Genomic DNA, 26,030 nt, shown 5'->3' with positions numbered 1-26,030 from the left:
TTTCCCGCCATGTCCAGGCCAGGGCACCGCCCCGTCAGCGTCTCCCTCACCGTCCTCGCGCTCGCTGCGCTGCTGTTCGGCGGCGCCACCGCCGCCGCTCCCGCGGCGGACGCGTCGGCGTCGGCGGGCAGCCGGGCCACCGACGTGATCGCACGGACCAACGCGATCCGCGCGGAGGCGGGCTGCGACCCGGTGCGCGCCGACCAGCAGCTCGGCGCCGTCGCCCAGAAGCACGCCACGGAAATGGCCCGCCACCGCTACCTGGAGCACGAGAACCGCAGCGGCACGACCTCGGGCGAGCGGATCAGGTCCGCCGGGTACGACGAGGCCACCGGCGAGAACCTCGCTCACGGCTACCCCACCGCCGCCGAGGTCATGGACGTCTGGATGGCGTCGGCGGGGCACCGCAGGAACATCGAGGACTGCGAATTCACCCACGTGGGCATCGGCTACGCGCCCGACGGCCACTACTGGGTGCAGGACTTCGGCGGCTGAGGCACGGCGCCGGCGCTGGGCCCATGATCGAGGAGTTGGCGCATTCCCGGGTCGATTTCGCCCGAGAACGCGCCAAAGCCCTGATCATGCCCGCGGGACCGGCCGGAGGTGGCGCCGCGCGCCCACCCGGGCCGGGCCCCGGCCTGGCCGCGATTCGCCCGGGAGGGGCCGCAGAGGCTCACGGGTCAAGGGGCGCGAAGCGACGCCGCAGGCGCCCTTCAGGCGTGAGGAGCGGCCCCGCACGATGCGCGGCGCCACCGGAGACCCGAGCCGGGCGGCTCAGTCGCCGGTCTGAGCGGCCTCCCGCTGGGCCACCGGTGCGCCCGCCAGGTCCTCGTCGTTGCAGAGCAGTTTGACCTCGTAGTACGGAGAACCGGCCTCGTCGTCGTAGTCGAGGTGGATCGCGATCACGTCGACCGGTTCACCCAGCCACTCCTGGGTGCGCCGCAGCCAGGCGGCCGCGCGTTCCAGGGCCGTCGGCAGGTCGTCGTCGCGGAACTGGACGGGCCGGAAGGGCACGTCGTGGATCTGGTCCTGCGGATTCTGGGGTCGGGGCAGCTCGGCGGCCAGTCCGGCCTCGTCGAGTTGCAGGTCCAACGAGTACTCGCTCACCCCCCGAGTCTCGCGACTCTCCCCGCCGGGGACAAGCGGCACGCCGAGACGGGCCTATCCGACCCAGATGGGCGAGGACCAGGCCATCTCCCCGTCCACCTGGTACACGCGGGCGTAGTAGAACGCCGGCGCGGTGGAATCGTCCACGAGCGGCACGTCCAGCTCGCGCACCCCGAGGCCCAGCAGCGCGCCGGTGGCGGGCAGCAGCGCGAGCTCTCCGGGCAGCTCGTCGTCGAGCACCACACCGCGCGCGGCCAGCTTCGTGAGCTCGAACGACGCCGTGCGGCCCGCGCACTCGAGGTGTACCACCGCGTCCGGCGGCCCGCACACGCTCACCTCCACCCCGCCGCGCTGCGCGCCGTAGGGCTCGCCGAAGCTGTGCGTCACGTGCTCCCAGGACACCGACTCCTCGTCCATCGCCACCACCTCGGGGCCGACGAACTCCGGCAGCAGCAGCCTGGCCCCGCCGCTCACCCGCAGCCGGCCGTCCCAGCACATCGTGACGTCGGCCTTGCCCCACTCCACGCGCAGGTCGACGCGCACGTGGCCGTCGCGCAGCTCGGGTTCGCCGCGGACGCTGTGCACGACCTCGCCGTCGCGCACGATGTCGATCCGGGCCAGCTCGGCGTAGCCGCGGACGTGCACGGTGAGCGGCCGCGGGCCGTCCCAGGTGACCTCGGAGCCCATCAGGTGGGGGCCGAGCCGCAGGTCGGCGACGATGCCGCGGGTGGTGGCCGCGCAGGTGCGCCGCGCGTGCAGCCCGTCGAACACGTCCGCCCGCGAGAGCGAGCGCGCCAGCACACCGACGTAGCTCGCGCCGTGGCCGTGGTCGGAGGAGGCGATCAGACCGAACCGGTGCCCGCGGTGCAGCCCGTCGAGCATGAAGGTGCCGGTCGCGGTGCCGTCGGAGTACTGCCGGAAGCAGTTGTCCGACTCGTAGTTGCCCCGGCAGGCCTGGAACACCTCGACCAGGCGGCTGTAGCGCGGGTCGTGGTAGTCCCAGTCGTTGTGCACCATCGCCGAGCCCGGGTGGTGCGGGATCGTGATCGCCGGGTGGTCCGGGTGCTGCGCGAGGGCCCGCCACAGCCCGTCCGGGGTGGTGGTGCCCTCGGCGAACGCCGAGAAGATCGGGGCGCCGCGCGCCACGTCCCCGTAGATCACGTTCTGGTGGCCGGTGTCGGCGGAGGTCCACTCGAAGCCGTAGAGGGGCACGAACCGGCCCGGCACGTGCAGCAGGTCGGCGATCTTCTGGATGCTCCACCACTGGTACTCGGTGGAGTTCTCGGCGTGGTCGGTGACCGCCCAGAAGTCGTAGGAGTCGACGTCCCACGCGTAGCGGTAGAAGTCCTCCAGCGAGGGCTCGTCGCCCGAGGTGCACCGGCTGACCAGCGAGTGCCGGTGCAGATCACCCCAGTAGAGCGTGTGCTCCCCCACGCGGTAGCGCTCCTGCGCGGCGGCACCGACCCAGCGCCGTTCCTCCTGGCGCCCGTCCGAGCTGATCAGCGCGGACCGCTCGCTGCCGTCCGCCGCCGGTCCCGCGGACGCGACCGGGGCCACGACCACCTGGCCCGCGCCGTGCACGCCGTGCCAGATCACGGCGCCGTGGTGGTCGGCCAGGTACGGGCACTCGCGCCCGCCGAACCCCTCGGTCCAGCCGAGGGCGCGGTCGAGCCTGCCGTCGGACTGGGTGACCAGCAGGCCGTCCGCGAGCGCCACCTCCTCGAGCGTGGCGTCGGTGCCCGTGTACGTGGTGGGCGGCAGCCACCCGTCCGGGCCGAGCACCTGGGAGGCGGCCTCCCAGTAGTACGTCATCAGCGGCAGCTGCCGGTGCACCCGGTAGGCCACCACGAGGCCGCCGTCGGGGGTGGCGTGCAGCCGGGGCAGCGCCGAGGGCACGACGTTCAGCCCCGGCGCGAGCTCACCGGGCGGGGTGACGAGCCCGTCGCCGGTGACGCACACGACCCGGATCGCGGCGCTCACCTCGGGCAGCAGCTCCGGGGGCACGCTGTCACCCGCCTCGCGCATGCCGCTCGGCAGCGGCGCGGCCTGCCCGCGGGGACGCAACCGGGTCGGCCCGCTCCCGCCGTGCCCCTGCACCGTGACCACGTCGAACGCGCACCACAGCCGGCCGTCGGCGGTGCAGGCCAGGCTCGGGTGCAGGGCGTAGTCGGAGCCTCCGGTGAGCCGGCGCGACGTGCCGCCGACGTTCAGCACCACCGCGTAGCTACCGCCGTCGTACTCCGACCAGGCGTACGCCATCCCGTCCGGCACGACGGCGAGCGTGGGGTCCCACGCGTTGCCGGTGGCGCCCTCACTCACCCACCGGGCCGGTTCCCAGCCGCCCGCCCAGCGGCGCGCGAAGATCCCGAAGCCGTCGCCGGAGCGGCCCTGCCAGCACACGTGCAGGCTGCCGTCGGGGTGGGCGAGCACCTCCTGGTTGAACGACGGCCCGTCCGTGGTGCTCACGAGCTCCGGCTCGGTCCAGCCCGCCCCGTCGAACCGGCTCGCCCACACCCCCACGACGGACGCGACCGACCGCCCGAACAGCAGCCACGGCGTGCCGCCGGCGGTGATCACCGCGGTGGGGCGGAACAGGTCCTCCGGGCCCTCGATCACCACCGCCGTGGCGCCGTCCAGCTCCGCGACCAGCCGGTCGCCCTCGCCCGGCACCCACTCCAGCCAGCCGATCAGGGTGCGGCCACCACCGGTGGCGACGGTGGGGCGGGCGGCGTTGCGGCTGTGCTCACGCGGCCGGGCCGTCTCCCGCACGTGCCCGGCGAGGCGCGGCGCGCCGTCCAGCACCTCGGCCGCCCGCGCCAGCTGGTCCGGGATCAGCCCGGCGCCCTCGTCCACCCACATGTAGCGCAGCGGGTCCGGGTCGAGCGCCGCGATCGTGTCCCCGATGTCGACGCACTGCTCCACGGCGTGCGCCAGGCGGTGGTTGAACGCGAGCACCAGGTCGAGGTCGGCGCGCTGCCGGTCGGTGTACTCCCCGCGGTGGTGGTCGGCCGCGCAGCCGTGCCCGTGACCATGACCGTGTCCGTGCCCGTGACCCATGTACTTCCTTCTCCTCCTCACCCCAGCGCTCACCCCAGCGCGATCCGCCGCCCGGCGTGCGCGGGCGCAGGCACCCGCAACGCCTCGATGCGTGCCCGCAGCTCGTCCGGGAACGGGCTCGAGCGCCCGGCTCCGGCGTCCACGTGTACCGCGAGGACCTCCTCGGTGGCACGCAGCCGGCCCTCGGACCGCATCTCGTGCCAGAGCCACAGCAGCTTCGCACTCGCACCGATCACCGATGTCCGCACCTCCAGGCGCGCGCCGGGCGGCACCTGGTCGAGGTAGCGGACGTGTGCCTCCACCGTGTAGAGCGACGTGCCGGTGACGGCCGGGTCGATGCCCAGCCCGAAGATCACCGCGTCGGTGGCGTGCCCGAACACCAGCACGTAGTAGGCCTCCGACAGGTGGCCGTTGTAGTCGATCCACTCCGGCCGGACGTCCTCGGTCCAGACCCGCGGCTCAGGAGGCACCGGGCACCTTGCCGAGCACCCGCAGCACGTCGACGAGCCGCCGGTCGCGCTCGCGCACGAGGTCGGCGATGGTCCGCTCCCCCGCCGACTCCTCGGTGCCCGCCACCACGCTGTCGCGCAGCTCCGGGGTGAGCTCGGGGGCGTCGAGCCGGGTCCACGGCGAGAGCAGGGAGGGCCCGAAGTGGTCGAGCATGTGGGCCATGCCGCCGGGCCCGCCCGCGAGGTGGAAGGTGAGCATCGGGCCGTGGAAGGCCCAGCGCAGGCCGGGCCCGTCGATGATCGAGGCGTCGATCTGGGCGGGGGTGGCCTCGCCGTTGGCCACCATGTGCAGCGCTTCCCGCCACAGCGCCTCCTGCAGGCGGTTGGCGATGAACCCCGGCACCTCCTGGTCCATCACGATCACCGACTTGCCGATGTGGCGCAGGAACTCCTCGGTCCAGGCGACGGCGTCGGCCGCGGTGCGCTCGCCCCCGACGACCTCGACCAGCGGGATCAGGTACGGCGGGTTGAACGGGTGCGCGACCACGAGCCGGTGCGCGCCGGCGGCGTCGGCCGCCATCTCGGTCATGCCGTAGCCGGAGGTGGAGGAGCCGATCACGACGTGGGCGGGCGTGGCCGCGTCGATGTCCGCCAGCAGCTCGCGCTTGAGGTCGAGCTGCTCCGGGGCGCTCTCCTGCACGTAGTCGGCCTCGCCGACGGCGTCGGCGAGCTCGGCCGTGACGGTCAGGTGGTCCACGCTCGCGCCCGGGGCCAGCCCCAGCTCCGTGAGCGCGGGCCAGGCCGCGTCCACGAGCGTGCGCAGCCGCGCCTCCGCGTCGGGCGCGGGGTCCCAGGCGTGCACCCGGAAGCCGTGCGCCAGGAAGTAGGCCACCCAGCCGCCGCCGATCACCCCGGCCCCGATGCAGGCGACGGTGCGCACCCGCTCGGGCGGGACGCGCCCGGTCACGTGCGGGGCCGCAGGGACAGGATCTCCCGCGCCTCGTCCGGCGTGGCCACCTCGGCGCCCATGGCCTCGATGATCGTGACGGCGTTGGCCACCAGCGCCGCGTTGTCGACCTTGTTGCCGCGCCCGAGGTAGAGGTTGTCCTCCAGCCCCACCCGCACGTGCCCGCCGAGCAGCACCGACTGCGCCACCCACGGCATCTGCATCCGGCCGAGGGCGAACGACGCCCACACCACCCCCGGCGGGATCTGCGCCACCATCGCCACGAGCAGCGCGGGATCGGGCGGGGCGCCGTACGGGATGCCCATGCACAGCTGGTACATCCCGGGCGGGTCGATCAGGCCCTCCTCCACGAGCTTGTTGGCGAACCAGAGGTTGCCGGTGTCGAAGATCTCCAGCTCGGGGCGCACCCCGAGCTCCTGGATCCGCTTGGCGCCGGCCCGCAGCATGTCCGGGGTGCTGACGTAGACCAGGCTGCCCTCGCCGAAGTTCAGGCTGCCGCAGTCGAGGGTGCAGATGTCGGGCAGCAGCTCCTCGACGTGCGCGAGCCGCTCGATCCCGTTGACCAGGTCGGTGCCCTCGGCGAACCCGGACGGGTCCCGCGGGTCCAGGTACAGGTCACCGCCCATCCCGGCCGTCGTGTTGATCACGACGTCGACGTCGCTGTCCCGCAGCCGCCGCACGACCTCCCGGTAGAGCGCCACGTCGCGCGACCCTGCGCCGGTCTGCGGGTCGCGCACGTGGACGTGCACGATCGCCGCTCCCGCGCGCGCCGCGGCGATGCCGGCCGCGGCGATCTCCTCCGGTGTGACGGGCACGTGCTCGGACCTGCCGACGGTGTCCCCCGCACCGGTCAGCGCGCAGGTGATGACGACTTTCCTGGTCACGACCGAACCACCCCCTGACTCCCTTCAGCCGACCGTGGGCGAGTTGCCGATCAGCCGCTTCGTGTACTCCTGCTGCGGCGAGTCGAGGACCTCCACCACGAAGCCCGACTCCACGACCGCACCGGCGTGCAGCACCTGCACCCGCGCGGCGATCGAGCGCACCAGCGCCAGGTCGTGGGTGACGAACAGCATGCTGATCCCCCGCGTCTGCCGGAGCTCCTCCAGCAGCGCCACGATCGAGCCCTGCACCGACACGTCGAGCGCCGAGGTGATCTCGTCGCAGACCAGCAGGTCCGGCTCGGCGGCCAGGGCGCGCGCGATCGCCACCCGCTGGCGCTCGCCGCCGGAGAGCCGGTCGGTGCGCAGCTCGAGCACGCCCGGCCCGAGCGCCACCGCGTCGAGCAGCTCCACCACGCGGTCGCGGGCCGCCTTGCCCTTCGCGATGCCGAACAGCTCCATCGGCCGGGCCACGATCTGGGCGATCGTGCGCCGCGGGTTCAGCGAGAGGTAGGGGTTCTGGAAGATGTACTGGATCCGCTTGCGGTCCTCCACGCTGCGCGCCCGCGAGCCCTTGCCCAGCGGCCTGCCCTCGAACGTCAGCTCGCCGGACCACTGGGCGTGCAGCCCGCCGACGCAGCGCGAGATCGTGGTCTTGCCGCTGCCCGACTCCCCCACCAGCGCCACGACCTCGGCCTTGCCCACGTCGAACCCGACGCCGTGCACGACCTCCTTGCGCCCGTAGGACACCCGCAGGTCCTCGACGGTGAGGATGATGTCGCGTTTCTTGGCGGGGTCGGTGTCGGCGACGTTGCCGCGGTCGATGTCCCAGTGCCCGATCTCGCCGATCCGCACGCACTTCGCGGCGTGGTCCGGGCCCACCTCGACGTCCGGCGGATCGACCTGTGCGCAGCGGTCCTGGACGTACTCGCAGCGGTCGTGGAACCGGCAGCCGGACGGGCGGCGCCCGGGGCCGGGGGTGCTGCCCGGGATGCCGGTGAGCGCGCGGGCGTGGCCCAGGTGCGGGATGGCGTCCAGCAGCGCCCGGGTGTAGGGGTGCGCGGGCTGGGAGAACATCCGTTCCCGCGAGCCGAGCTCGATGATCCGCCCGGCGTACATGACGGCCACCCGGTCGGCGATGTTGGCCACCACGGCCAGGTCGTGGGTGACGTAGAGCGCCGCCACCCGGTAGCTGCGGCACAGCGCGGCCATCGTGCGCAGCACCATGCCCTGCGTGGTGACGTCGAGGCCGGTGGTCGGTTCGTCCAGCACCAGCACCTTGGGGCGGGGCAGGAACGCCATCGCCAGCGCCACCCGCTGCACCTGGCCGCCGGACAGCTGGTGGGGGTAGCGGGCCAGGAACTCGTCGTCGTCGGGCAGGCCGACCTCGCGCAGGCCCGCCCGGGCACCGTCGAGGCGCTCCGCGGGCGTGCCGATCCCGTGCAGCTCCAGCAGCTCCACGATCTGACGGCCGATGCGGATCGCGGGGTTGAGCGCCGCGCCCGGGTCCTGCGGCACGTAGGCGATCTTGCGGCCGCGGATCTCGCGCACCCGCTCCCACGGCAGGGCCAGCACGTCCTGGCCCTCGAACAGCAGCGTGCCCCGCTCGATCACCGCGCCGTGACGCGCGTACCCCAGCAGCGCCGTGCCGGCCGTGGTCTTGCCCGACCCCGACTCCCCGACCAGCCCGACGACCTCACCGGGCCGCAGCTCGATGCTGATCTCGTCGACGACGTCGACGTCGCTCCCGGTGAGCGCGACCCGCAGGTCGGACAGGACGCACCCGGCTTCGGTGGTGGTGGTCATCTACTCGCCCCGTCCCGAGAGCTGCGCGATCCCGTCGGCCATGAGGTTGGTGCCCACGGTGAACACCCCGATCACGAGCACGGGCGCCAGCACGCCCCACGGCTGCACCAGCAGCGCCAGCCGGTTCTCGTTGATCATCTGCCCCCAGTCGGCGGCGCCGGGGTTGGCGGCGAAGCCGAGGAACCCGATGCCGGCGACCATGCCGATCGAGTACGTGAGCCGCAGCCCGGCCTCGGCCAGGAGCGGCGCGCTCATGTTCGGCAGCACCTCGGCCGCGAGCACCCGCAGCCGGGACTCGCCGAGCGCCTCCGCCGAGTGGACGTAGTCGCGCGAGACGATGCCCAGCGCCACCCCGCGCGCCACCCGCGCCACGCGTGGCGCGTGCGAGACCCCGACCAGCAGCACGATCATCCAGGCGGCCGGCTGGTCGACCGCGGTGAGCACGAGCAGCGCCAGCAGGATCTGCGGGAAGGCGAGCGCGACGTCGTTGAGCCGCATGATCGCCTCGTCGAGCCAGCCGCCCGCGTAGGCGGCCACCACCCCGATCACGATGCCGAGCACCATGCCGAACGCGGTGGCGGCCACCGCGGTGACCAGGATCGGGCCGCCGCCCGCCAGCACCCGGCTCCACACGTCCTGGCCGAGGTAGTCGGTGCCCAGCCAGCCGCCCTCCATCGTGAACGGCTTGCCCACGATCTCGGTCTCGCCGTACGGGGCCAGCCACGGGCCCACGATCGCGATCAGGGCGACGACCGCCGTGATCACCAGCCCCGCGGCGAGCCTGCGCTGCCGCCCGATCCGCTTCGTCGTGAGGATCATGAGGTGATCGCCGTCCTCGCTCGCGGGGTGAACAGGATCGACAGGACGTCGGCCACCAGGTTCACGCCCACGTAGACCGCGGCGATGACCATGGCCAGCACCTGCACGACCGGGAAGTCGGAGTTGCGCACGGAGTCGACGAGGCTCGCGCCGATCCCGGGGTAGGAGAACAGGTACTCGACGATCACGATGCCGCCGGCGAGCCACGCCAGCTGCAGCGCGATCACCTGGATCCCGGGCACGATCGCGTTGAGCAGGGCGTGGCGGCGCATGACCACGCGCTCGGGCACACCCTTGAGGCGGGCCAGCTCGACGTAGTCGGAGTCGAGCACCTCCAGCAGGCTCGCCCGCACGATGCGCGCCACGTACGGCGCCACGGCGATCACCAGCGTGAGCACCGGCAGCACCATCGACCCCGGCGCCGACCACGGCGGGGCGCCGCCACCGGCGATGGTGACGGCCGGCAGCACGTGCAGCACCGTGGTGGAGAACAGCGCCACCAGCAGGATGCCGACCACGAACTCCGGCAGCCCGGCCAGGGTGATCATGACGAGCTGGATCACGCCGTCGGTGCGCCTGCCCCGGTGCGCGGCCGAGAGCATCGCGATGCCGAACGCCACCGGGATCATCACGATCGCCGCCACGATCACCAGCACCGCGGAGTTGACGATCCGGCCGCCGACCAGCTCGCCGACCGGCAGGCCGTTGGCCACCGAGTTGCCGAGGTCGCCGGTGAGCAGCCCGCCCAGCCAGGCGAAGTACCGGCTGATCACCGGCTGATCCAGGTGCAGCTGCGCCTCCAGCGCGGCCACGCGTTCCGGGCTGGTGCCGTAGTCGCGGCCGAGGATCGCGCGCACCGGGTCGCCGAGCGCGGCGGTGGCGAAGAAGACCAGCATCGAGCACAGCCAGAGCGTCAGCACGGCGAGGCCGATCCGGCGGGCGAACCACGTGATCCACGGCCGGGCGGCGGGGGGTCGGCGGGGCGGCGCGGGCGCCGCGGTGCCGGTGGCGGAGTCCGGCGTCACGAGATCGGTCACGGCTGCCTCACGAAGGACGCGCGAGAGAAGCGGAAGTTCGAACACGGCAGGTACCGGTGTGGTTCCAGGCCCTGGACCAGGTTCGAGTACGCGTCGAGCTGGCGCTTGAAGCCCCAGATGATGTAGCCGCCGGTGTTGTACTCGATCTCCTGCGCGTCGTGCAGGAGCTGCGTGCGCCGCGCCGGGTCCGGCTCGCGCTTGGCCTGTTCGATCAGCGCCGTGAACGTCGGATCGTCGAAGTGGGTCTCGTTGTAGGTGGCGCCCGCCACCGACGAGGTGGCCACCTGCGGGATGTAGTTGCGGGTGTTCCAGAAGTCCTGGGCGAAGTTCCACGACAGGTACCGGTCGCCGTAGAAGACGTTGGCGTCGGCCTTGTTCAGCCGCACCGTGACGCCCGCCTGCCGGGCCTGCTCCACGAACAGGTTCGCCGACTCGACCCCACCGGCGCCCACCGCGCTCGACGTCACCAGCTCGACCTCGAGGTCCTCGTGCCCGGCCTGGCGCAGCAGCGACCGCGCCTGGTCGACGTCCTGCTCGCGCTGCGGCAGGTGGCTCGCGTAGGCCGGGTCGAACGGGGCGTACAGGTCGTTGCCGAGCACGCCGAAGCCACCCAGCGCCTGGTCGATCATCTGCCGGCGGTCGACGATCAGCCGCAGCGCCTGCCGCACCCGCACGTCGGAGAAGGGGGCGACGTCGACGCGCATCGTGAACGGCACCCACGCGCCGGTGTCGGACACCAGCGGCGACGCGCCCTGCTGCTCGATGGTGCCCGCCAGGTAGTTGGGCAGGTTGTCGATGCTCTGCACCTGGCCCGCGAGCAGCGCGTTGACCTTTGCCGCGTCGTCGGCGAAGTCGTAGATGAACAGCTCGTCGACGTAGGCCGGGCCGTCCCAGTAGTTCTCGTGCCGCACGAAGCGCGACAGCTGGCCGGGCACGAAGTGCTGGTAGGCGAAGGGCCCGGTCCCCACCGGGTGGGAGATGTCGAAGTCGGTGGGGATGATCCCCACGGTGTACTCGGCGAGCAGCTGGTCGAGCACGGCGTACGGGGAGTTGAGCTGCAGCACGATCGTGCGCGGGTCGAGCACCTTCGAGTTCTGCAGCTCGACGACGGTGGCGAGCTCGGTGCCGCCGGAGCCCGGGTTGTCCGGGTCGGTCACCGTGGCGAGGCTGTGCATGACGTCCTCGGCTGTGACCGTCTTGCCGTGGTGGAACTCCACGCCGTCGCGGATCCGGATCGTCCACTGCGTGTTGTCGGCGTTCGGCGTGACCGACTCGGCGACCGCGGGCTCGATCTCGTAGTCCGGGTTCCACCGCAGGAGCGGCTCGTACAGCTGCACGCACCGGCTGATGTCCGGGTTGGTCACCGGGAAGTACGGATCGAGCGTGTCCTTCAGGCCACCGCCGGTGGCGCCGTGGCTGTACACGCCGCCGCGCACCGGGGGCGTGCCGGGCGGCGGCCGCTGCGGCACCGCGCCACACCCCGGCAGGCCGGCGAGCGCGGCGCCCGTGAGCAGGCCGAGCTTCAGCACATCTCGACGGGACGGCGGCAACTGTCGCATGATGCGAACCCCCTCGGAGCAATGTGAACCTAGCCACCCCGAGGGGGACCGTCAACGCAGGAGGGTTCGCGCCGCGGGAGCCGTTACTCGACGGTCACGGACTTCGCGAGATTCCGCGGGCGATCGACGTCGTGACCCAGTTCGACCGTGACCTCGCGGGCGAGGTGTTGCAGCGCCACCACCGACTCCAGCGGACCCCACGGGGGCTCGCGGGTGGGCAGGACGGCGGGCAGCACGGCGTCCTGACCGGCCCCGCCCACGGTGATGATCCGGGCGCCGCGCGCGGCGAGCTCGCGGGCATTGACGGCGAGCCGGTCGGCGGGCGCGGCGGTCACCGAGACGACGGGGACGCCTGCGGTGACGAGGGCGATCGGCCCGTGCTTCAGCTCGCCCGCAGGCAGCGCCTCGGTCCAGCGGTAGGCCAGTTCCTTGAGCTTGAGCGCGCCTTCCTGCGCGTAGGGCACGCCCGCGCCGCGGGAGATGAACACCCAGCCGGGCTGGTGGGCGAACGCCTTCGCCAGTTCCTCGGCGACGGGCCGCGCCATGGCGTCGGTGGCGGCGAGCCGGTCGGGGATGCCGAGCAGCACGCGTTCCCACTCGGCGACGGCGCGCCGGTCGCGCGCGGCGGCGAGCGCCAGCGCGAGGGCGGCCCCGGCGACGACCTGGGCGGTGAACGACTTGGTGGCCGCCACGGCGAGCTCGGGTCCGCACCCGAGGTCGAAGACCCCGTCGCTGCGCCGCGCGAGCGTGGAGTGCGGGTTGTTCGTGACGGCCAGCCACGGGCCGGGCCCGCCGTCGGCGTGCGCGGCGAGCAGGTCGGCGGTCTCCCCCGACTGGGAGAAGGCCACCGTGAGCTCATCGCCCGCGGGCGAGTGCTCGCTGGCAGGCACCACGTGGGCCGGCAGGCCGGCGAGCCTGCTGATCATGCGCGCGGTCACCGAGGCGGCGTGGGCGGAGCTGCCGCACGCCAGCAGGCGCACCGGCCGGTCCCCCGGAATGCCGAGGTCGCCCAGCAGCCTGCCGGTGGCGAGCCGCCCGGCCACCGCGTCGAGGATGCGGGCGACCACCGCCGGCTGCTCGGCGATCTCCTTGCTCGTGTGGTCCGGCGCCCCGTCGAGCTCGACCGTGTGGTGCCGCACCGAGAGCCGCAGTGGCGCGGGCGGCTCGGTCTCCCGTCCGCCGGGACCGCGCCAGCGCAGCGTGCGGCCGGGGGCGAGGGTGACGGTGTCGCCGTCGCCCAGTTCCCGGACGGTCGCGGTCCGCGGGCACAGCCCGAGGGTGTCCGAGGCCGCGGTCAGCGCCGTGGGAGTGGTCCCGACCAGCAGCGGGCTGCGGTGGCGGGTGAGCACCACCCCCGGCACGCCCTCGGCGGTCACGGCCAGCGCCCACGCTCCCCGCAGCTGCCCCACGGCGGCGGCGACGGCCTCCGCGAGCCGGTCCAGGCCGTCGCCCGTCCCGGGAGATGCCCCATCGAGCTGTTCCTCGATGAGGTGCGCGATCAGTTCGGTGTCGACCTCGGTGCCGATCCGGTGGCCCGCGGCGGAGAGCCGCTCCGCCAGCGCGTCGGCGTTGTCGATGGTGCCGTTGTGCACCACGGCGACGGTGCCGGTGCAGTCGCGGTGCGGGTGGGCGTTGGCCGCGGTGGGCTCACCGTGCGTGGCCCAGCGGGTGTGCCCGATCCCGACCGCCACGTCGTCCGCGGCGTCGGCGGGCAGCACGTCGAGCAGCGCCGAGAGCCGGCCGGCGGCCCGGGCGACCCGCAACCGGTGCCCGGCACCGTGCAGCCACGCGATTCCCGCCGAGTCGTATCCGCGGTATTCGAGGCGTTCCAGTCCGCCGAGCAGCGAAGGCACGGCCGACGCCTCTCCGCAGTGGGCGACGATTCCACACATAGGGCGCCTCTCCTCGAGTCGAGTTCGCGTCCCGCGGAAGAAGAGTCGGCGACCGCACCGAACGCGACCAGGGTGCCCCCACGAGGAAGGGGGGAGGCCGGGCCCCCGGTTCCGCCGTAGGGTTTCCTCCCTCCGCTCTCGGGGGGTGGCTCCAACAGCTGGGGGGACCACTCCATCGATCGGCCACGCCTTCCGATCCACGCTGTCCGCAGCGATTCACGAGCCGGGCCGACCGGCCAGAACCGGATCCGAAGGACGTGCCGAGATGTCGAAGACCGCAGCCGACCGCCAGCCCCGGGCTCGCGCGACCAGCGGCCACTCGCCCGCGCTGTCGGTGATCATTCCGACGTTCAACGAGGCCGAGAACATCGAGGAGCTGCTGCGTCGGCTCGACGAGGCACTGCCCGCGACGCGGCCGGCCGAGGTGATCTTCGTCGACGACAGTTCCGACGACACCGCGTCGGTGATCACCGAGAACGCCGCGCGGATCGCGCTGCCGGTGACGCTGATCCGCCGCGAGAAGCCGACCGGCGGGCTCGGCGGGGCGGTGGTCGAAGGGCTGCGGGCGGCGCGCGCGCCGTGGGCGGTGGTGATGGACGGCGATCTGCAGCACCCGCCGTCGATGGTGCCGACCCTGCACGAGGCCGGGATGCGCTCGGGCAGCGACGTCGTGGTGGCCACCCGCTACCGCGAGGGCGGCAGCAGCGACGGCCTCGGCAGCGCGTACCGCCGGCACGTCTCGTCGGCCTCGAAGCGGCTCGCCGCAGCGGTGCTCGGCGGCCCCATCGGGAACATGAGCGACCCGCTGAGCGGCTTCTTCGCGGTGCGCACCGATGCGCTGCGCCTCGACGCGGTCAACCCCATCGGCTACAAGGTGCTACTCGAGCTGATCATGCGTTCGGGGCTGACCCGGATCGACGAGGTGCCCTACCGCTTCGGCGCCCGGCACGCGGGCACGTCGAAGTCGACCCTGCGGGAAGGCATGCGCTACCTGCAGCACCTGCTCGTCCTGCGTGCCGCGCAGCTCCGCGAGGGGCGGCAGGCACCGGCCACGCGCCGCGCCCACCTGGAGCTCGTCGGCAGCCGGACCGAGGACGCGGCGCACCCGCAGCTGAAGATCCTGCTGGTCACCAGCGAGGCCCCGCCGATCGTCTCCGGGATCTCCCGCACCGTGGACCGGATCGCCACCGGCCTGCGCGAGCGCGGCCACACGGTCGACGTCCTGTCCTCGGTGCAGATCCCCCGGCTGGTGCTGGGCGAGTACCGGTTCAGCGCGCTGGCCGCCTACTGGCCCGCCATCTCCCGCCGCCTGGCCGGCTACGACGTGGTCAACCTGCACGGACCCGTTCCGACCATGAGCGACGTGTTCCTCGCCCTCGGTGCACGCCGGCGCGCGCCGATCGTCTACATGCACCACTGCCCCCTGGCGATCCGCGGCGTCGAGAGGCTGTGCGCGGTCTACAACCGGATCCACCGGGTGCTCTCCGGGCGCGCCGACCTGACCCTGGCCACCTCCGAGTACTACGCCGAGCAGGAGCGCAGGCCGGGCGGGCCGGAGGTGCGGGTGGTGGCCCACGGCGTCGACGTGCGGCCCCGCCCGCTGAAGGCGCGCGCGGGCGAGGGGCCGCTGCGGGTGCTGTTCGTCGGCCAGATGCGCGGCTACAAGGGCGTCGATCGGCTGATCGGGGCGGTGGCCGGCCGGTCCGAGATCGAGCTCACCCTCATCGGGGACGGCCCGGAGCGCGCCGAGTACGAGCAGCTGGCCGCCGACCTGGGTGGGGGCAACGTGCGCTTCCTGGGCCGGGTGCCCGACGAGGTGCTGCACGCCGAGTACGACCGCAACGACGTCGTCGTGCTGCCCTCGGTCACCAAGGCCGAGGCGTACGGGCTGGTCACTCTGGAGGGCATGGCCGCGGCGTGCGTGCCCGTGGTGTCCGACCTGCCCGGCGTGCGGGACCTGGCCCAGGACGTCGGGCTGGTCGTACCGCCCGGTGACGAGGCCGCGCTGCGGGAGGCGCTGCTGGGGCTGGCTACCGACCACGCCCGGCGCAAGGAGCTCTCCGGGCTGGCCCGCCGCAAGGCGGAGGGCCTGAGCTGGGACAACTGCGTGGGCCAGTACGAGCGGGCCCTGCTGGACGCGGCCACGAGCCGTGCCGCACGCCCCGTCCGGTCCCTGCGGCCCGTCCGGTACGTCGCCGCGGCCGCCGCCATGCTGTCGATGCTCCCGCGCGCCGTGCGGGCCGGCGGCGCCCGGTGAACCGCCCGCACGTCGTGGTCTCGAACTACGACGACATCGGCAACCCGCACTACGGCGGCGGTGGCGCGGTCGTCGTCGGGCAGATCGCGCGCCGGCTCGCCCGTGACTTCCGGGTGACCGTCTACACCGGCTCCTACCGGGGCAGCGGCCGCTCGCAGGTGCGGGACGGCGTCCGCTACGTCTTCCTCCCCGTCGGGTGGGCCGGGCCGAGGGGCGGCCAGCTCGTGTTCATGGCGTTGCTCCCGCTGGTCGCGCTGCTGCGGCGCCCGGACCTGTGGATCGAGAGCGTCACCCCGCCGGTGTCCGCGAGCCCGTTGCCGCTGTTCGCGCGGTGCCCGGTGGTCGCGCTCGTGCAGATGCTCTGCGGCGCCGACATGGGCCGCCGCTACAAGCTCCCGTTCGCCGCGATCGAGCGCCGCACGCTGCGGCTCTACGGGCACTTCGTGGTGCTGAACGAGACCGACCGGGAGACGGTGCAGGCGGCCAACCGCCGCGCGAGCGTCACCGTCATCCCCAACGGCATCGCGCGGCCGCCGGACGCCGACCTCGCGTACGGCGCGGGCGAGCACATCCTGTTCCTCGGCCGCGTCGACGTCCGGCAGAAGGGCCTCGACCTGCTGCTCGGGGCCGTCCCCGCGGACTGCCCGCTGCCGGTGGTGATCGCCGGCGGTGGAACCCAGCAGGAGGAGGCCAGGCTGAAGGCGCTGCTGCCGGAAGGCGACGACCGGGTCCGGTTCGTCGGCCGGGTCGACGGCGAGCGCAAGGAGGACCTGCTGCGGCGCTGCGCGTTCATGGTGGTGCCGTCGCGGTACGAGACGTTCTGCCTCAGTGCGCTGGAGGCCATGGCCCACGGCAAGCCGGTGGTGCACTTCGAGCTGCCGCAGCTGGCCTGGATCGGCGCCGGCTCCGGCATCGCCGTCCGCGCGTTCGACGGCGACGAACTCGCCGCAGCCGTCGCCCGGCTCGTGCACGACGGGTCGCTGCGGGCCCGCCTCGGCCGCGGTGCCCGGGACCGCAGTGCCGCCTACGACGCCGCGCTCACCGGCGACCGCTACCGGACTCTGGTGGCGGAACTGCTCGCGAGCCCGGGGTGGGGACAGCACCCTCCCGGCACGGGGGAACGCCGCGCAGGTCGGGGGCGCACCCCATCGAGTCGGAGGGCCAGGAGGGCGACGCTGTCCCGGAGCAGAGCGGAAGGACGAACGCGATGATGCGCGCGCTACGGGTCGAGCAGACCGCCGCGACCGGCACCGCCATCCTGATCACCGGGATCGGTGTCACCGCGGCGCTCAACCACGGGTTCGGCGTGGCCCTCACCTGGCTGCTCCCCACGGCCGAGTTCGGGCTGGTCGGCGTGCTGCTGACGGTCCTGTTGCTGGCCACCTCGGCGCTCGCCGCAGGCTTCCCCTGGACCCTGACCCGCGACATGGCCCGCGCCGACGGCACCGACGGCCACAACAAGGCCGATTCCGACTCCGCTGTCCGCGCCGCGCTGGTCGGCAACGTCGCACTCGGCGCCACGCTCGCCGGCGCGTTCGCCGCCGTCCAGCTGAGCACCGGCGCCATCCTGCCGGGCGTCGGCCCCGGCGTGACCCTGATGCTGGCGGCCACGATCGTGCTGCTGGCGCTCGGCCAGGTGCTGTCCGGAGGTCTTCAGGGCGCGCGCCGCTTCAGCGCGCTCGGGCTGAGCCGCATCGCCGAGATCGTCATGAAGGTCGCGGTGGGCATCGCCCTGGTCGCGTTCGTCGGGCTCGGTTTCCTGGGCGTGGTCTGGGCCCTCTTCGTCAGCGCCGCGGCCGTGGTGGGGATCGCCGGCTGGGCGCTGCGCGACCGGCTGCCCGGCCCCGGTTCGCTCGCCGGCGTCCGCACGTTCACCTCCGCCGCGCCCATGGCGGTCGGCACGGCGACGTTCGGGATGCTCGCGACCCTGGACCTGCTGCTGCTCCCGGCGATCGGCGGCGCCCACGGCGTCACCCTCGCGGTGGTGGCCGTCTACCAGGCCGCCGCCGTGCTGGCGCGGGCGCCGTACCTGCTGGGCAAGGGCATCTCGGACGCGGTGTTCCCGTTCATCGCGAAGGCGCGTACCGCGGCCGACGCGCACCGCTGGTTCCTCACCGGCTTCAAGTGGTTGCCGCTGGCCATCATTCCGGCCCAGATGACGCTGCTCGTCTGCCCGGGGGCCCTGATCGGCCTGCTGTTCCCGGCGGCCTACGCCGACGGGGCGGGCCTCGTGCGGATCATCACCGTCGGTGCCACCGGCGCCATCGCGATCGACCTGCTGACCAAGGCCCTCTACGGGCGTGGCCGCGCCGTGTCCGTCGCCGTGCGCATGCCCGGCGTCGTCGTCATCCAGCTGATCAGCATGCTCGTCCTGGTCCCCGAGTTCGGCGCGATCGGGGCCGCGGTCTCCTACGCGGCCGCGAACTGGATCGGCGCCGGCCTGCTCGCCGTGGCGTACCTGCGTCCTCTCGGGTACGGGCGGCTGCCGCTGCGCACCGCCGTGCACTGGTTCGTCGCGGTCGGCGCACTCGTGACGATCCTGCTGGCCGCGCCGCTGGTGCCGCGGCCCCTCGATCTCCTCGTGATGGTCCTCGGCCTCGCCTGCTACGCCGCGATCGCCGTTCGCCTGCGGCTGGTGTCCGAGGCCGAGGTCGAGCGCATCCGCAAGCGGCTGACGCGCTCCACGGCCCGCTCCGATGCCCCTGCACTGCCCGACACCCGGACGACGCTCAGCGAGGTGGCGCCATGACCGCTCCGGCATCCGCCCTGAACGGGGTCCGGATCGTCAGCCCGGCACCGCGGGACGACTGGCGGGCCGTGCTGGCCGCCGATCCCGACGCCACGCCGACCCAGCTCCCGGAATGGCTGGACTGCCTGCGCGACGCGCGAGGATTCGCCGACGCCAGCAGGCTCTACGAGCTGCCCGACGGGCGCAGGCTGGTGCTGCCGATGGCCGCCCGGGCGCCGGCGGGCATCCCGATCTCCGAGGAGTCCTGGCCCTACGGCTGGGGCTACGGCGGGGTGCTCGTGGAGGGCGGCCACGGCGGGCTCACCCCGGACGACTGCCGCGTCGTCCTGGCCGACCTGGCCCGGCGGCCGGCGCTGCGGCGCGCCGTCGTGCCGGCACCCGCGCTGGGCGGCGTGTGGCAGGCCGCGGCGCCGCCGAACGCCGTCCGGATGCCCTACCTGACCCAGGTCCTCGATCTGGAGGGCGGTTTCGAGACCGTCTGGTCGACCCGGTTCCGCAGCAAGACGCGCAAGCTCGTGCGCAAGGCCGAGCGGTTCGAGCTGGACGTCCGCTGCGAGCGCGGCCCGGAGGCGGTGGCCGGGCGGGGCCTCGGCATGTTCGCCCTGCTGTACCGCGAGGCGGTCGACCGGTGGGCCGTGCAGCGCGGCCAGCCCCTGGCGGTGGCACGCCGGCTCGCCGCCCACCGGGACCGTCCGGGCCAGGTCGCCGCCGTCGCCGCGGGGCTGGGTGAGCACTGTGCGATCTGGTCGGCCACCTGGCGCGGGGAACCGGTCGCCGTCAAGGTGGTACTGCGGTTCGGGCGGCACAGCCTCGCCTGGATGGGTGCACGCAACGCCGCGCTCTCCCGGGAGACCCTGGCGAACTACCTGTTGCAGTCGCTGGCGATCGAGGACGCCTGCGCCGCGGGGGTGCGCCACTACAACATGGGAGAGTCCGACCCCGGCTCCGGCGTCGAGCACGCCAAGCGCGTCTTCGGCGCGGTGCCCGTCGAGTACCAGGCACTGCGGTTCGAACGACTCCCCCTCACCAGGGGCGAGCAGCGGCTGCGAGCGCTGTTCGGCACGCTGTCGCGCCTCAACATCCGGCGCAGGGAGGTCGGTGCGACGTGAACGGGTTGCCACCTCGGCTGGAGGAGCACGTCGCCGCCGGCGAGCCGGTGCTGTTCCTCTCCGCCCACCTCGACGACGCGATCCTCTCCTGCGGCGGGCTCATCTCCGAGCTCAGCAGGAGATGCCCGATGACCGTGGCGACGCTCTTCACCGAGGCGTCCGCCCCGCCGCACACCTACGCGGCGCGCTCCTCCCTGCGGCAGTGCCGCGCGACCGACGCCGCGTCCCTGTACGAGGCGAGACGAGCCGAGGACCAGGATGTTCTCGCACAGCTCGGCATCGACTGCGTCCACCTCGGTGCCACCGACGCGCTGTACCGCCCCCGCGAGATCGGCAACGGGCTCGTCACCGGGCTCGGCCGGCACCTCCCGGAGGTGGTCCACCGGTACCCGACGTACCGCTTCGACATCGCCAAGGGGCGGGTGTCCCGTGGCGACCGGAACCTGATCGCCGACCTGTGCACCCGGGTGGCGGACCTCGTGGTGACGATCGGCCCCGCGCTGGTGTTTTCCCCGGTCGGCGTGGGGAGGCACGTCGACCACCTGGTGACGCGGACGACCGCCGAACGCCTGCAGACCGGCGTCGTCTACTACTCGGACTTCCCGTACGACGAGCAGGCACAACCGGATCCGGGCTTCCTCGGGCAGCACCGGCTCCTGCCGTGGACCTGGGGTCGGCGGATCGCGGAGAAGCACCAGCTCATCCGCGCCTACCGCACCCAGGTCGACGCCCTCTTCCCGGGCGGCCGGATCACCAGGAAACCCGAGACCTACTTCGAGACCTGCTTCGAGGGAGCCTGAGATGCCAGTGCACACGGCTGCGTCCCGGCTGCGCCCGGTGGACGTGATGCTCGAGCGCCAGTGGGACGAACTCGTGGTTCGTTCGGGCGCCCCGCCGTTCATGCGTCCCGGGTGGCTGCGAGCCTGGATGGACGCGTTCGCGCCCGGGGAGCCGCTCCACGCCCTGACCGTCGAGTCCGGCGGTGAGCCGACCGCCGTGCTGCCGCTGCGGCAGCAGCGTGGCACGTTGCGCTCGCCGACCAACGGCGAGTCGATGATCTTCTCCCCCGTGGTCGCCGACGCCGCGGCCGCCGCAGAACTCGCCGACCGGCTGTTCGACGGCCCACGCCGCACGATCGACCTGACCTCCCTCCCCGTGGGCGGCGGCGCGCCGGCCGAGGCACTGGTGGCCGCCGCGGCGCGGAACGGGAACGCCGTGCTGCACCGCACCACGAACGTGTGCCCCTTCCTGGACGTCAGCGGCGATCGCGATGCGTTCGTGCAGGGTCTGTCCGCGAAGCGCCGGCAGAGCCTGCGCCGGCTGCACAACCGGCTGGGGGCCGCCGGCGAGGTCACGGTGACCGTCCACGACGGGCGGGAGCACCTCGACGCGCTGCTCCGCGAGGGGTACCGGCTCGAGGCACGGGAGTGGAAACGCGCCGCCGGCTCGGCCATCATCTCGCGCCCGGCGGCCGCGAAGTTCTACACCGCCGTCGCGCGCTGGGCCGCGGAGAACCGCATCCTCCGGCTGGTGTTCCTGCGCCTCGACGGCCGGCCCATCGCGTTCAGCTACAACCTCCAGCAGGGTGGCGTCCTGTACGGGCTCAAGCTCGGCATGGACGACGAGTTCATGAAGTTCAGCCCCGGGGTGCTGCTCACGCAGCACCTGATCGACCACGCATTCGCCGATCCCGATGTCCGGCTGTTCGACTACCTCGGCCAGAACGAGTCCTACAAGACCGAGTACGCCAGCGGGACGCGGGAGCAGGTGCGCCTGCAGGTCTTCCCCGGGCCCACGGGCAAGCTGCGCCGGGCGGCCGTGGTGAAGACGGGCGAGCTCCGGGCGTCGCTGGTGAACCGGCTGCCCGCCTCGACGAGGAAACGCCTCGTGGCGGTGCGCAACCGGATCACCCTGTGACCGGGCCACCGCGGCGACCGGCTAGCGCGATGCGGCCACCAGCTGGGCGAAGGCCTCGAACGGCACGGTGTCGTCCCACAGCTGCCGGTCGTGCGCCCAGTAGAAGGTGACGAACTCGCAGTCCACCGCCTGGCGCACCGCGCTCGCCATCATCCCCCGTGGTGACAGGTCCGTGTAGTAGTCGCCGAAGGAGCCGGGTTGGCCCCAGCCCGGGTTCTCCCCGCTGACCGGGTAGCCGTACTCCCGTGCCACGCGCGAGATCCACCGCGTGGCCGACCAGCTCTCCGCCGCAGGCGAGTCGAGAGGCACCGCGCGGTCCTCCGGCGTGCAGGTGTCGTTGCCGCCGGAACGGTCGGCCACCGAGCTCACGTAAGCGATGATCCTCGGGTCGCGCGGCAGCTTGCTGTAGAAGACGTGCCACGCCCCGCCGGCGCCGAGCAGACCGGGGGGAAGCCCCTCGCGGATCGCTTCCTCGTACTGCCGGGGCCGGACGCCCGAGCCCGGCGTCATCACCTCGAACGCGTTCCGGTAGCCCAACCGCGTCCAGGCGTCCATCTGCCAGGCGACGACGTCGGCGAGCGCTCCCACGTACCAGTCGGCCCACTCGCGCACCCGGTCCGGGCTGAGATCATCGGTGCCCGGATGCCATCCCGGAGCCGGGTTCGGCCGCAGCGACCGCGGCAGGTCGGGCCCGTTCTGCGCGTTGTCGTCGAAGGCCCAGTAGTGGCCACTGTCCGGGTAGAAGACCTCGGCGTACCAGCCCGCCCCCAGCCGGATCGCCTGGACGTCGTCCAGGTCGATGCCTTCCGCGACGTGCCGGAAGTAGTCCAGCGCAGCACCCCGGACCCGCTGGTTGAAGATCAGGTTCGGTCCGTCCTCGGTGTTGTCCCGGTCGTCGACGAGCCGGCTGTCCGGGTCCTCCAGGAGCCAGTCCGGCGCGTAGTGGATCGCCAGGTCCAGCGTGATCGTCCGGCCGGCCGCGCGGAGTTCGGCGATCTCCGAGCGCACCGACCTGATGAAGTCCTCGTCGAACTCCCCGTCGGCGGGTTCGAACCGGCCCCACCCGAGCTCCACCACCGCCGCCGTGACACCGGCCCTGGCCTCGTCCTCGGCGGCCTCGAGCACCGGGAGCAGGGTACCGAACGCGGGTCCGGGTGGACGGGCCGCCTGGGTGGAGACGGTGGCCTCCCCCGAGACCCGGGCGCCGCAGCCGGCGAGCAGGACGGCGAGGGCGAGCGAGAGGATCGCCGGCGCCTGCCGGCTCGTCATCAGGGCACCGTTCGCAGCGACGCGTACGGGCTGTTGGCAGGACCGGTACCGCGCATGACGTCCCACACCTCCTGGAGCGCTCGGGTCTGCGCGGGAGTCAGCGAGACGCGCGCGGTGTCGCTGAGCCCGGCCAGGGCGTCCGGCAACGACGTCCCGGTGGCGAGCTGCACCATCGCCGCCATGGTGACCGCGGCCCCCGCGTCGGAGGTCCCGTGCAAGTACACCACCGCACCCGCGGCGGTGTTCGCCTTCACGAGTGCGATCAGCGCGGCCACCTGTTCGGCCGATGGAGCCGCGTCACCCGCGAGGGGGAACTCCTCCATCCGCAGCCCGAACGCCTTGACGCCCGCCCGCTCCTCCACCGACGCCTCCCCCGTCACGGCGATCACCCGGACGCCGAGGGTGTCGCGCAGCAGCACCATCTCGTCCTCGTTCGGCAGGCCCGCCCGGACCAGCCCGGGCACCACCTTCGCCGCGCCCGGCATCGGCGGCAGGGCCGGGTCCGCGGGGGTCGGCGCCAGGATTCCACTGGTGCGCACGACCAAGCCGACGACGAGCAGCCCGATGAGCAGCGCCGCCCGTACCCACACGGCCCGCCGGCCGAGCGGCGCGACCGTTCCGAGTGGAGGGGGGTCCGCGGGGCGGAGACCATGTCCGAGATGTCCGTTCATCGCGCACTCCAGGGGTGCGGGCCGGCGGCGCGCCGGGTGCGGAGCAGGCGGAATCCGAGGAGCAGCGCCGCGACGACCGTCCAGAGCGCGAGCGCGGCACACAGGGCCGACACGAACGGCCGGACCGTCGTCGGCTTGGCCGGGCCCTGCTCGTCGACCAGCGGCGGAGCCGGGTCGGGCGTGGTCGCGTCCTGGGGCGGCGCCAGCACTCCGGTGTCGATCGCCAGCCGGCCGATGGCCGCCAGCCGCGCCGGCCCGGCCGGGTCCGGGCGCTCGAACACCCCGTTCGCGAAGGCCTGCCGCAGCACGCCGTCTCCCATCTGGGTGGCGGGGCCGATGGGGTCACCGAACCGCGCACGGGCCCGCTCGACCGCCGCCGCCGGCGGGTTGTCAGCCGTGCCGAAGTACGCGGTCCTGATCGCCGGATCGACCACCAGGGCGAGGGTGTCGGCCGGATTCCGGGACCCGGTCGGCTGCGTGACCGGTGGGAGGTCGGCGCGGTTGTACACGTCGGCGTGAGCGGACGCGAGGGTGGCCACGATCGGCATGGCGGTGGCGATCTGCCCGCTCGCGGAGAGCGCGGCGCCCGTGAAGACCTGGATCGAGCCGCCGTTCTGGCTCCAGCTCCTGGTCAGGGGCGGACCCGCCACCGCCTTGCCGCCCAGCTCGTCCCAGCCGCCCGCGAACCCACCCGCCGGGCCGTCCAGCACTGCGAACCCACCGCAGCGCGACCCGACCGTGGTCACGAACTTCCCGTCCTTGATCAGGTCGGTGTCCGCGAGCGGGTCGTACGGGTCGCTCGCGACACTCCACAGTTCGATCCCCTGGTAGGTCTTGCTCGCGAACGACTCGACCCTGAACCCGTTGGCCTTGACGTAGGCCGGCAGCTCGGGGTGCGCGTAGCCCAGCTTGGCGTCCTTCTCGTTCAGGTAGAACAGGTGGATCCCGTGGCTCAGCGCGGCTTCGGCGGAGCCGAAGTCCGTCACGACCCGGCCCGGCATCAGCGGTGCCCAGGCGCCGGCCGAGGTCATGGCGTTCACGACCGAACAGGGCTCCTCGTTGTTCTGCACGTAGGCGGCCGCGCGGACGATCCCGTCGCCGGCCGGGAGGTAGGAGCGGGCCCAGCTGTCGGCGGAGAACCCGACCAGCGCGACCAGCGCGAGCACGGGCAGCAGCACGACCGGCCGAGCCCGGCCCACGGTGACACCACGGGCACGCAGGGACGCCACGCGACGGGCGATGATCGCGTCCCCGACGAGCACGGTGCCCGTGACCGCTGCGGGCAGCAGGTAGACGAAGAGGTGCTCGTTCAGGGTGCCGAAGGCGACCATGTAGGAGCCGAACGCGTAGCTCGTCAGCAGCCAGGCGAAGAGCCACCGGTACGGGCTCTCGCCCCGGTGGAAGAACAGCCACAGCAGCGCGAGGCCGCCGGTCGCGAGCAGCAGGTAGGTGGTGCCGTAGTCGGTGGCTTTCGCCAGCACCTCCGACAGGAACGTCCCGAACCCGAAGCCGGGCCGGTTCCACCCCGTCGTCTTGACGAGCCCCAGCAGGCGCTTGAACAGCAACAGCTTGACGTCCGCGAACTCCGACCACAGCCCCAGCTGGAGCGGCCACGCCGTGAAGGCGAACGCCCACAGCGCGCTGCCTGCGCTCACGGCGCCGAGGGCCTTCAGCGCGTGCCGGCGGTTGCGCTCCAGCAGCGCGTACACCAGTGGGGTGGCGACCATGAAGATCGCCATCTCCTTGGTGAGCAGGGCCAACCCGGTGGCCAGCCCCACGATCGGCACGTACACCGAGGGCGGCCGGTTGCGCAGCCAGATGGCCGCGCACAGCGTCAGCATCGAGGAGAACAGCGCGAAGGACTCGATGAGCCCCATCCGGCCGTAGCGCAGCAGGATGGGATCGGTCGCCAGGAGCACGACGACCACCCCGACGAGGAGCAGCGCCCGTCGCCGGCCGGCCCGGTGGGTCAGGTACGCGGCGACGAGGCTGATCAGCAGGATCGTGAAGACCAGGACGCCCGCGGCGAGCACCCGTCCCGCGACGAGCGATTCCTGCAACGGCGCGCGTTCGAGGCCGAGGAGGCGCAGCCAGGCGGCCTGCGCGAGGAACGACATCGGCGGGTGCACGAACACCGGCGAGTTGCTCCAGGTCAGCTGCCAGTCCTGCGCCACGTTGCGCGCCGCCGTGACGTACGAGACCTCGTCGTACATGGTGTCCGGGCTGGACGCGATGTTCCACAACATCGTGATGCCCGCGATCAGCGCGGATCCGAACACGACCAGCACCTCGGTGGGAAGTTGCCGCCGGGCCTTCCGGGGGCGGATCGGCGGCGGTGCCGCATGCTCCGCCCCGGCGTGGGGTGGATGCTCCTCACCCCGCGGCAGCAGGCCCAGGGCGGCGTTGCCGGGCTGCTGGACCGTGTCGGTGTTCGACGACATCGCGTTCGACGACATCGCGTTCGACCACGTCGCGTTCGACCAC

20 protein-coding genes are annotated in these 26,030 nt (G+C 73.2%); 7 read left to right on the top strand and 13 right to left on the bottom strand.

All coding sequences use genetic code 11. From position 1 onward, the window contains the following. The first annotated feature begins 9 nt into the window (after positions 1–9). Positions 10–495, top strand: coding sequence for a CAP domain-containing protein (locus ACFPL3_RS19520; protein WP_343938012.1), 486 nt, complete (start codon positions 10–12; stop codon positions 493–495). Between the two features lie 279 nt (positions 496–774). Here the strand turns inward: ACFPL3_RS19520 and ACFPL3_RS19515 are convergent, their stop codons facing one another. From ACFPL3_RS19515 to glmS, 10 genes are all read right to left on the bottom strand, one after another. Further along, positions 775–1,107, bottom strand: a complete 333-nt coding sequence (locus ACFPL3_RS19515; protein ID WP_343938014.1) for a hypothetical protein — start codon at positions 1,105–1,107, stop codon at positions 775–777. Positions 1,108–1,161: 54 nt separating this feature from the next. Continuing rightward, complete coding sequence (locus ACFPL3_RS19510) at positions 1,162–4,164, bottom strand: DUF3604 domain-containing protein (protein WP_343938015.1); 3,003 nt, start codon at positions 4,162–4,164, stop codon at positions 1,162–1,164. A 29-nt stretch (positions 4,165–4,193) separates the two neighbouring features. Next, positions 4,194–4,634 (bottom strand): thioesterase family protein, encoded by a 441-nt coding sequence (locus tag ACFPL3_RS19505; protein WP_343938017.1) that lies wholly within the window; start codon positions 4,632–4,634, stop codon positions 4,194–4,196. After that, positions 4,624–5,580 (bottom strand): 3-hydroxyacyl-CoA dehydrogenase NAD-binding domain-containing protein, encoded by a 957-nt coding sequence (locus ACFPL3_RS19500; RefSeq protein WP_343938019.1) that lies wholly within the window; start codon positions 5,578–5,580, stop codon positions 4,624–4,626. The genes ACFPL3_RS19505 and ACFPL3_RS19500 overlap by 11 nt, the downstream gene beginning before the upstream one ends. Further along, the gene (locus ACFPL3_RS19495; protein WP_343938021.1) at positions 5,577–6,464 is read right to left on the bottom strand and encodes a beta-keto acid cleavage family enzyme; all 888 of its coding nucleotides are present in this window, start codon (positions 6,462–6,464) and stop codon (positions 5,577–5,579) included. Before ACFPL3_RS19495 ends, ACFPL3_RS19500 begins: the two co-directional genes overlap by 4 nt. Positions 6,465–6,488: 24 nt before the next feature. After that, entirely contained in the window at positions 6,489–8,267 is a 1,779-nt protein-coding gene (locus tag ACFPL3_RS19490; protein WP_343938023.1) for an ABC transporter ATP-binding protein, read from the bottom strand. Further along, entirely contained in the window at positions 8,268–9,086 is an 819-nt protein-coding gene (locus ACFPL3_RS19485) for an ABC transporter permease (protein WP_343938025.1), read from the bottom strand. It abuts the gene before it with no gap. Further along, the gene (locus ACFPL3_RS19480) at positions 9,083–10,123 is read right to left on the bottom strand and encodes an ABC transporter permease (RefSeq protein WP_343938027.1); all 1,041 of its coding nucleotides are present in this window, start codon (positions 10,121–10,123) and stop codon (positions 9,083–9,085) included. The genes ACFPL3_RS19485 and ACFPL3_RS19480 overlap by 4 nt, the downstream gene beginning before the upstream one ends. After that, the gene (locus tag ACFPL3_RS19475) at positions 10,120–11,652 is read right to left on the bottom strand and encodes an ABC transporter substrate-binding protein (RefSeq protein WP_343938029.1); all 1,533 of its coding nucleotides are present in this window, start codon (positions 11,650–11,652) and stop codon (positions 10,120–10,122) included. The genes ACFPL3_RS19480 and ACFPL3_RS19475 overlap by 4 nt, the downstream gene beginning before the upstream one ends. A gap of 113 nt (positions 11,653–11,765) precedes the next feature. Continuing rightward, positions 11,766–13,574, bottom strand: coding sequence for a glutamine--fructose-6-phosphate transaminase (isomerizing) (glmS, locus tag ACFPL3_RS19470; protein ID WP_343938031.1), 1,809 nt, complete (start codon positions 13,572–13,574; stop codon positions 11,766–11,768). Between the two features lie 265 nt (positions 13,575–13,839). On the opposite strand from glmS, the gene ACFPL3_RS19465 reads away from it, so the two are divergent. From ACFPL3_RS19465 to ACFPL3_RS19440, 6 genes are read left to right on the top strand one after another with little or no spacing between them, the layout of a single operon-like run. Next, entirely contained in the window at positions 13,840–15,831 is a 1,992-nt protein-coding gene (locus ACFPL3_RS19465; protein WP_343938033.1) for a glycosyltransferase, read from the top strand. Further along, a complete protein-coding gene (locus ACFPL3_RS19460; protein WP_343938035.1) occupies positions 15,828–17,042 on the top strand; it encodes a glycosyltransferase family 4 protein in 1,215 nt (404 codons plus the stop codon). The genes ACFPL3_RS19465 and ACFPL3_RS19460 overlap by 4 nt, the downstream gene beginning before the upstream one ends. Further along, a complete protein-coding gene (locus tag ACFPL3_RS19455; RefSeq protein WP_343938037.1) occupies positions 17,039–18,580 on the top strand; it encodes a lipopolysaccharide biosynthesis protein in 1,542 nt (513 codons plus the stop codon). The genes ACFPL3_RS19460 and ACFPL3_RS19455 overlap by 4 nt, the downstream gene beginning before the upstream one ends. Next, positions 18,577–19,689, top strand: a complete 1,113-nt coding sequence (locus ACFPL3_RS19450) for a GNAT family N-acetyltransferase (protein ID WP_343938039.1) — start codon at positions 18,577–18,579, stop codon at positions 19,687–19,689. The genes ACFPL3_RS19455 and ACFPL3_RS19450 overlap by 4 nt, the downstream gene beginning before the upstream one ends. Then, entirely contained in the window at positions 19,686–20,489 is an 804-nt protein-coding gene (locus ACFPL3_RS19445) for a PIG-L deacetylase family protein (protein WP_343938041.1), read from the top strand. The genes ACFPL3_RS19450 and ACFPL3_RS19445 overlap by 4 nt, the downstream gene beginning before the upstream one ends. Position 20,490: 1 nt before the next feature. Next, on the top strand, positions 20,491–21,606 hold the full coding sequence (locus ACFPL3_RS19440; protein ID WP_343938043.1) for a GNAT family N-acetyltransferase: 1,116 nt from the start codon (positions 20,491–20,493) through the stop codon (positions 21,604–21,606). A gap of 21 nt (positions 21,607–21,627) precedes the next feature. Here ACFPL3_RS19440 and ACFPL3_RS19435 read toward each other — a convergent pair whose 3' ends face one another. From ACFPL3_RS19435 to ACFPL3_RS19425, 3 genes are read right to left on the bottom strand one after another with little or no spacing between them, the layout of a single operon-like run. Next, on the bottom strand, positions 21,628–22,875 hold the full coding sequence (locus tag ACFPL3_RS19435; RefSeq protein WP_343938044.1) for a hypothetical protein: 1,248 nt from the start codon (positions 22,873–22,875) through the stop codon (positions 21,628–21,630). Next, positions 22,875–23,546, bottom strand: a complete 672-nt coding sequence (locus ACFPL3_RS19430; RefSeq protein ID WP_379589463.1) for a hypothetical protein — start codon at positions 23,544–23,546, stop codon at positions 22,875–22,877. The genes ACFPL3_RS19435 and ACFPL3_RS19430 overlap by 1 nt, the downstream gene beginning before the upstream one ends. Then, positions 23,543–26,002, bottom strand: coding sequence for an ArnT family glycosyltransferase (locus ACFPL3_RS19425; RefSeq protein ID WP_379589462.1), 2,460 nt, complete (start codon positions 26,000–26,002; stop codon positions 23,543–23,545). The genes ACFPL3_RS19430 and ACFPL3_RS19425 overlap by 4 nt, the downstream gene beginning before the upstream one ends. Between the last annotated feature and the right edge of the window lie 28 nt (positions 26,003–26,030).

This window comes from Pseudonocardia zijingensis (assembly GCF_042657305.1).
GTDB lineage: Bacteria > Actinomycetota > Actinomycetes > Mycobacteriales > Pseudonocardiaceae > Pseudonocardia > Pseudonocardia zijingensis.
This window is presented reverse-complemented; position numbering and strand designations above follow the sequence as displayed.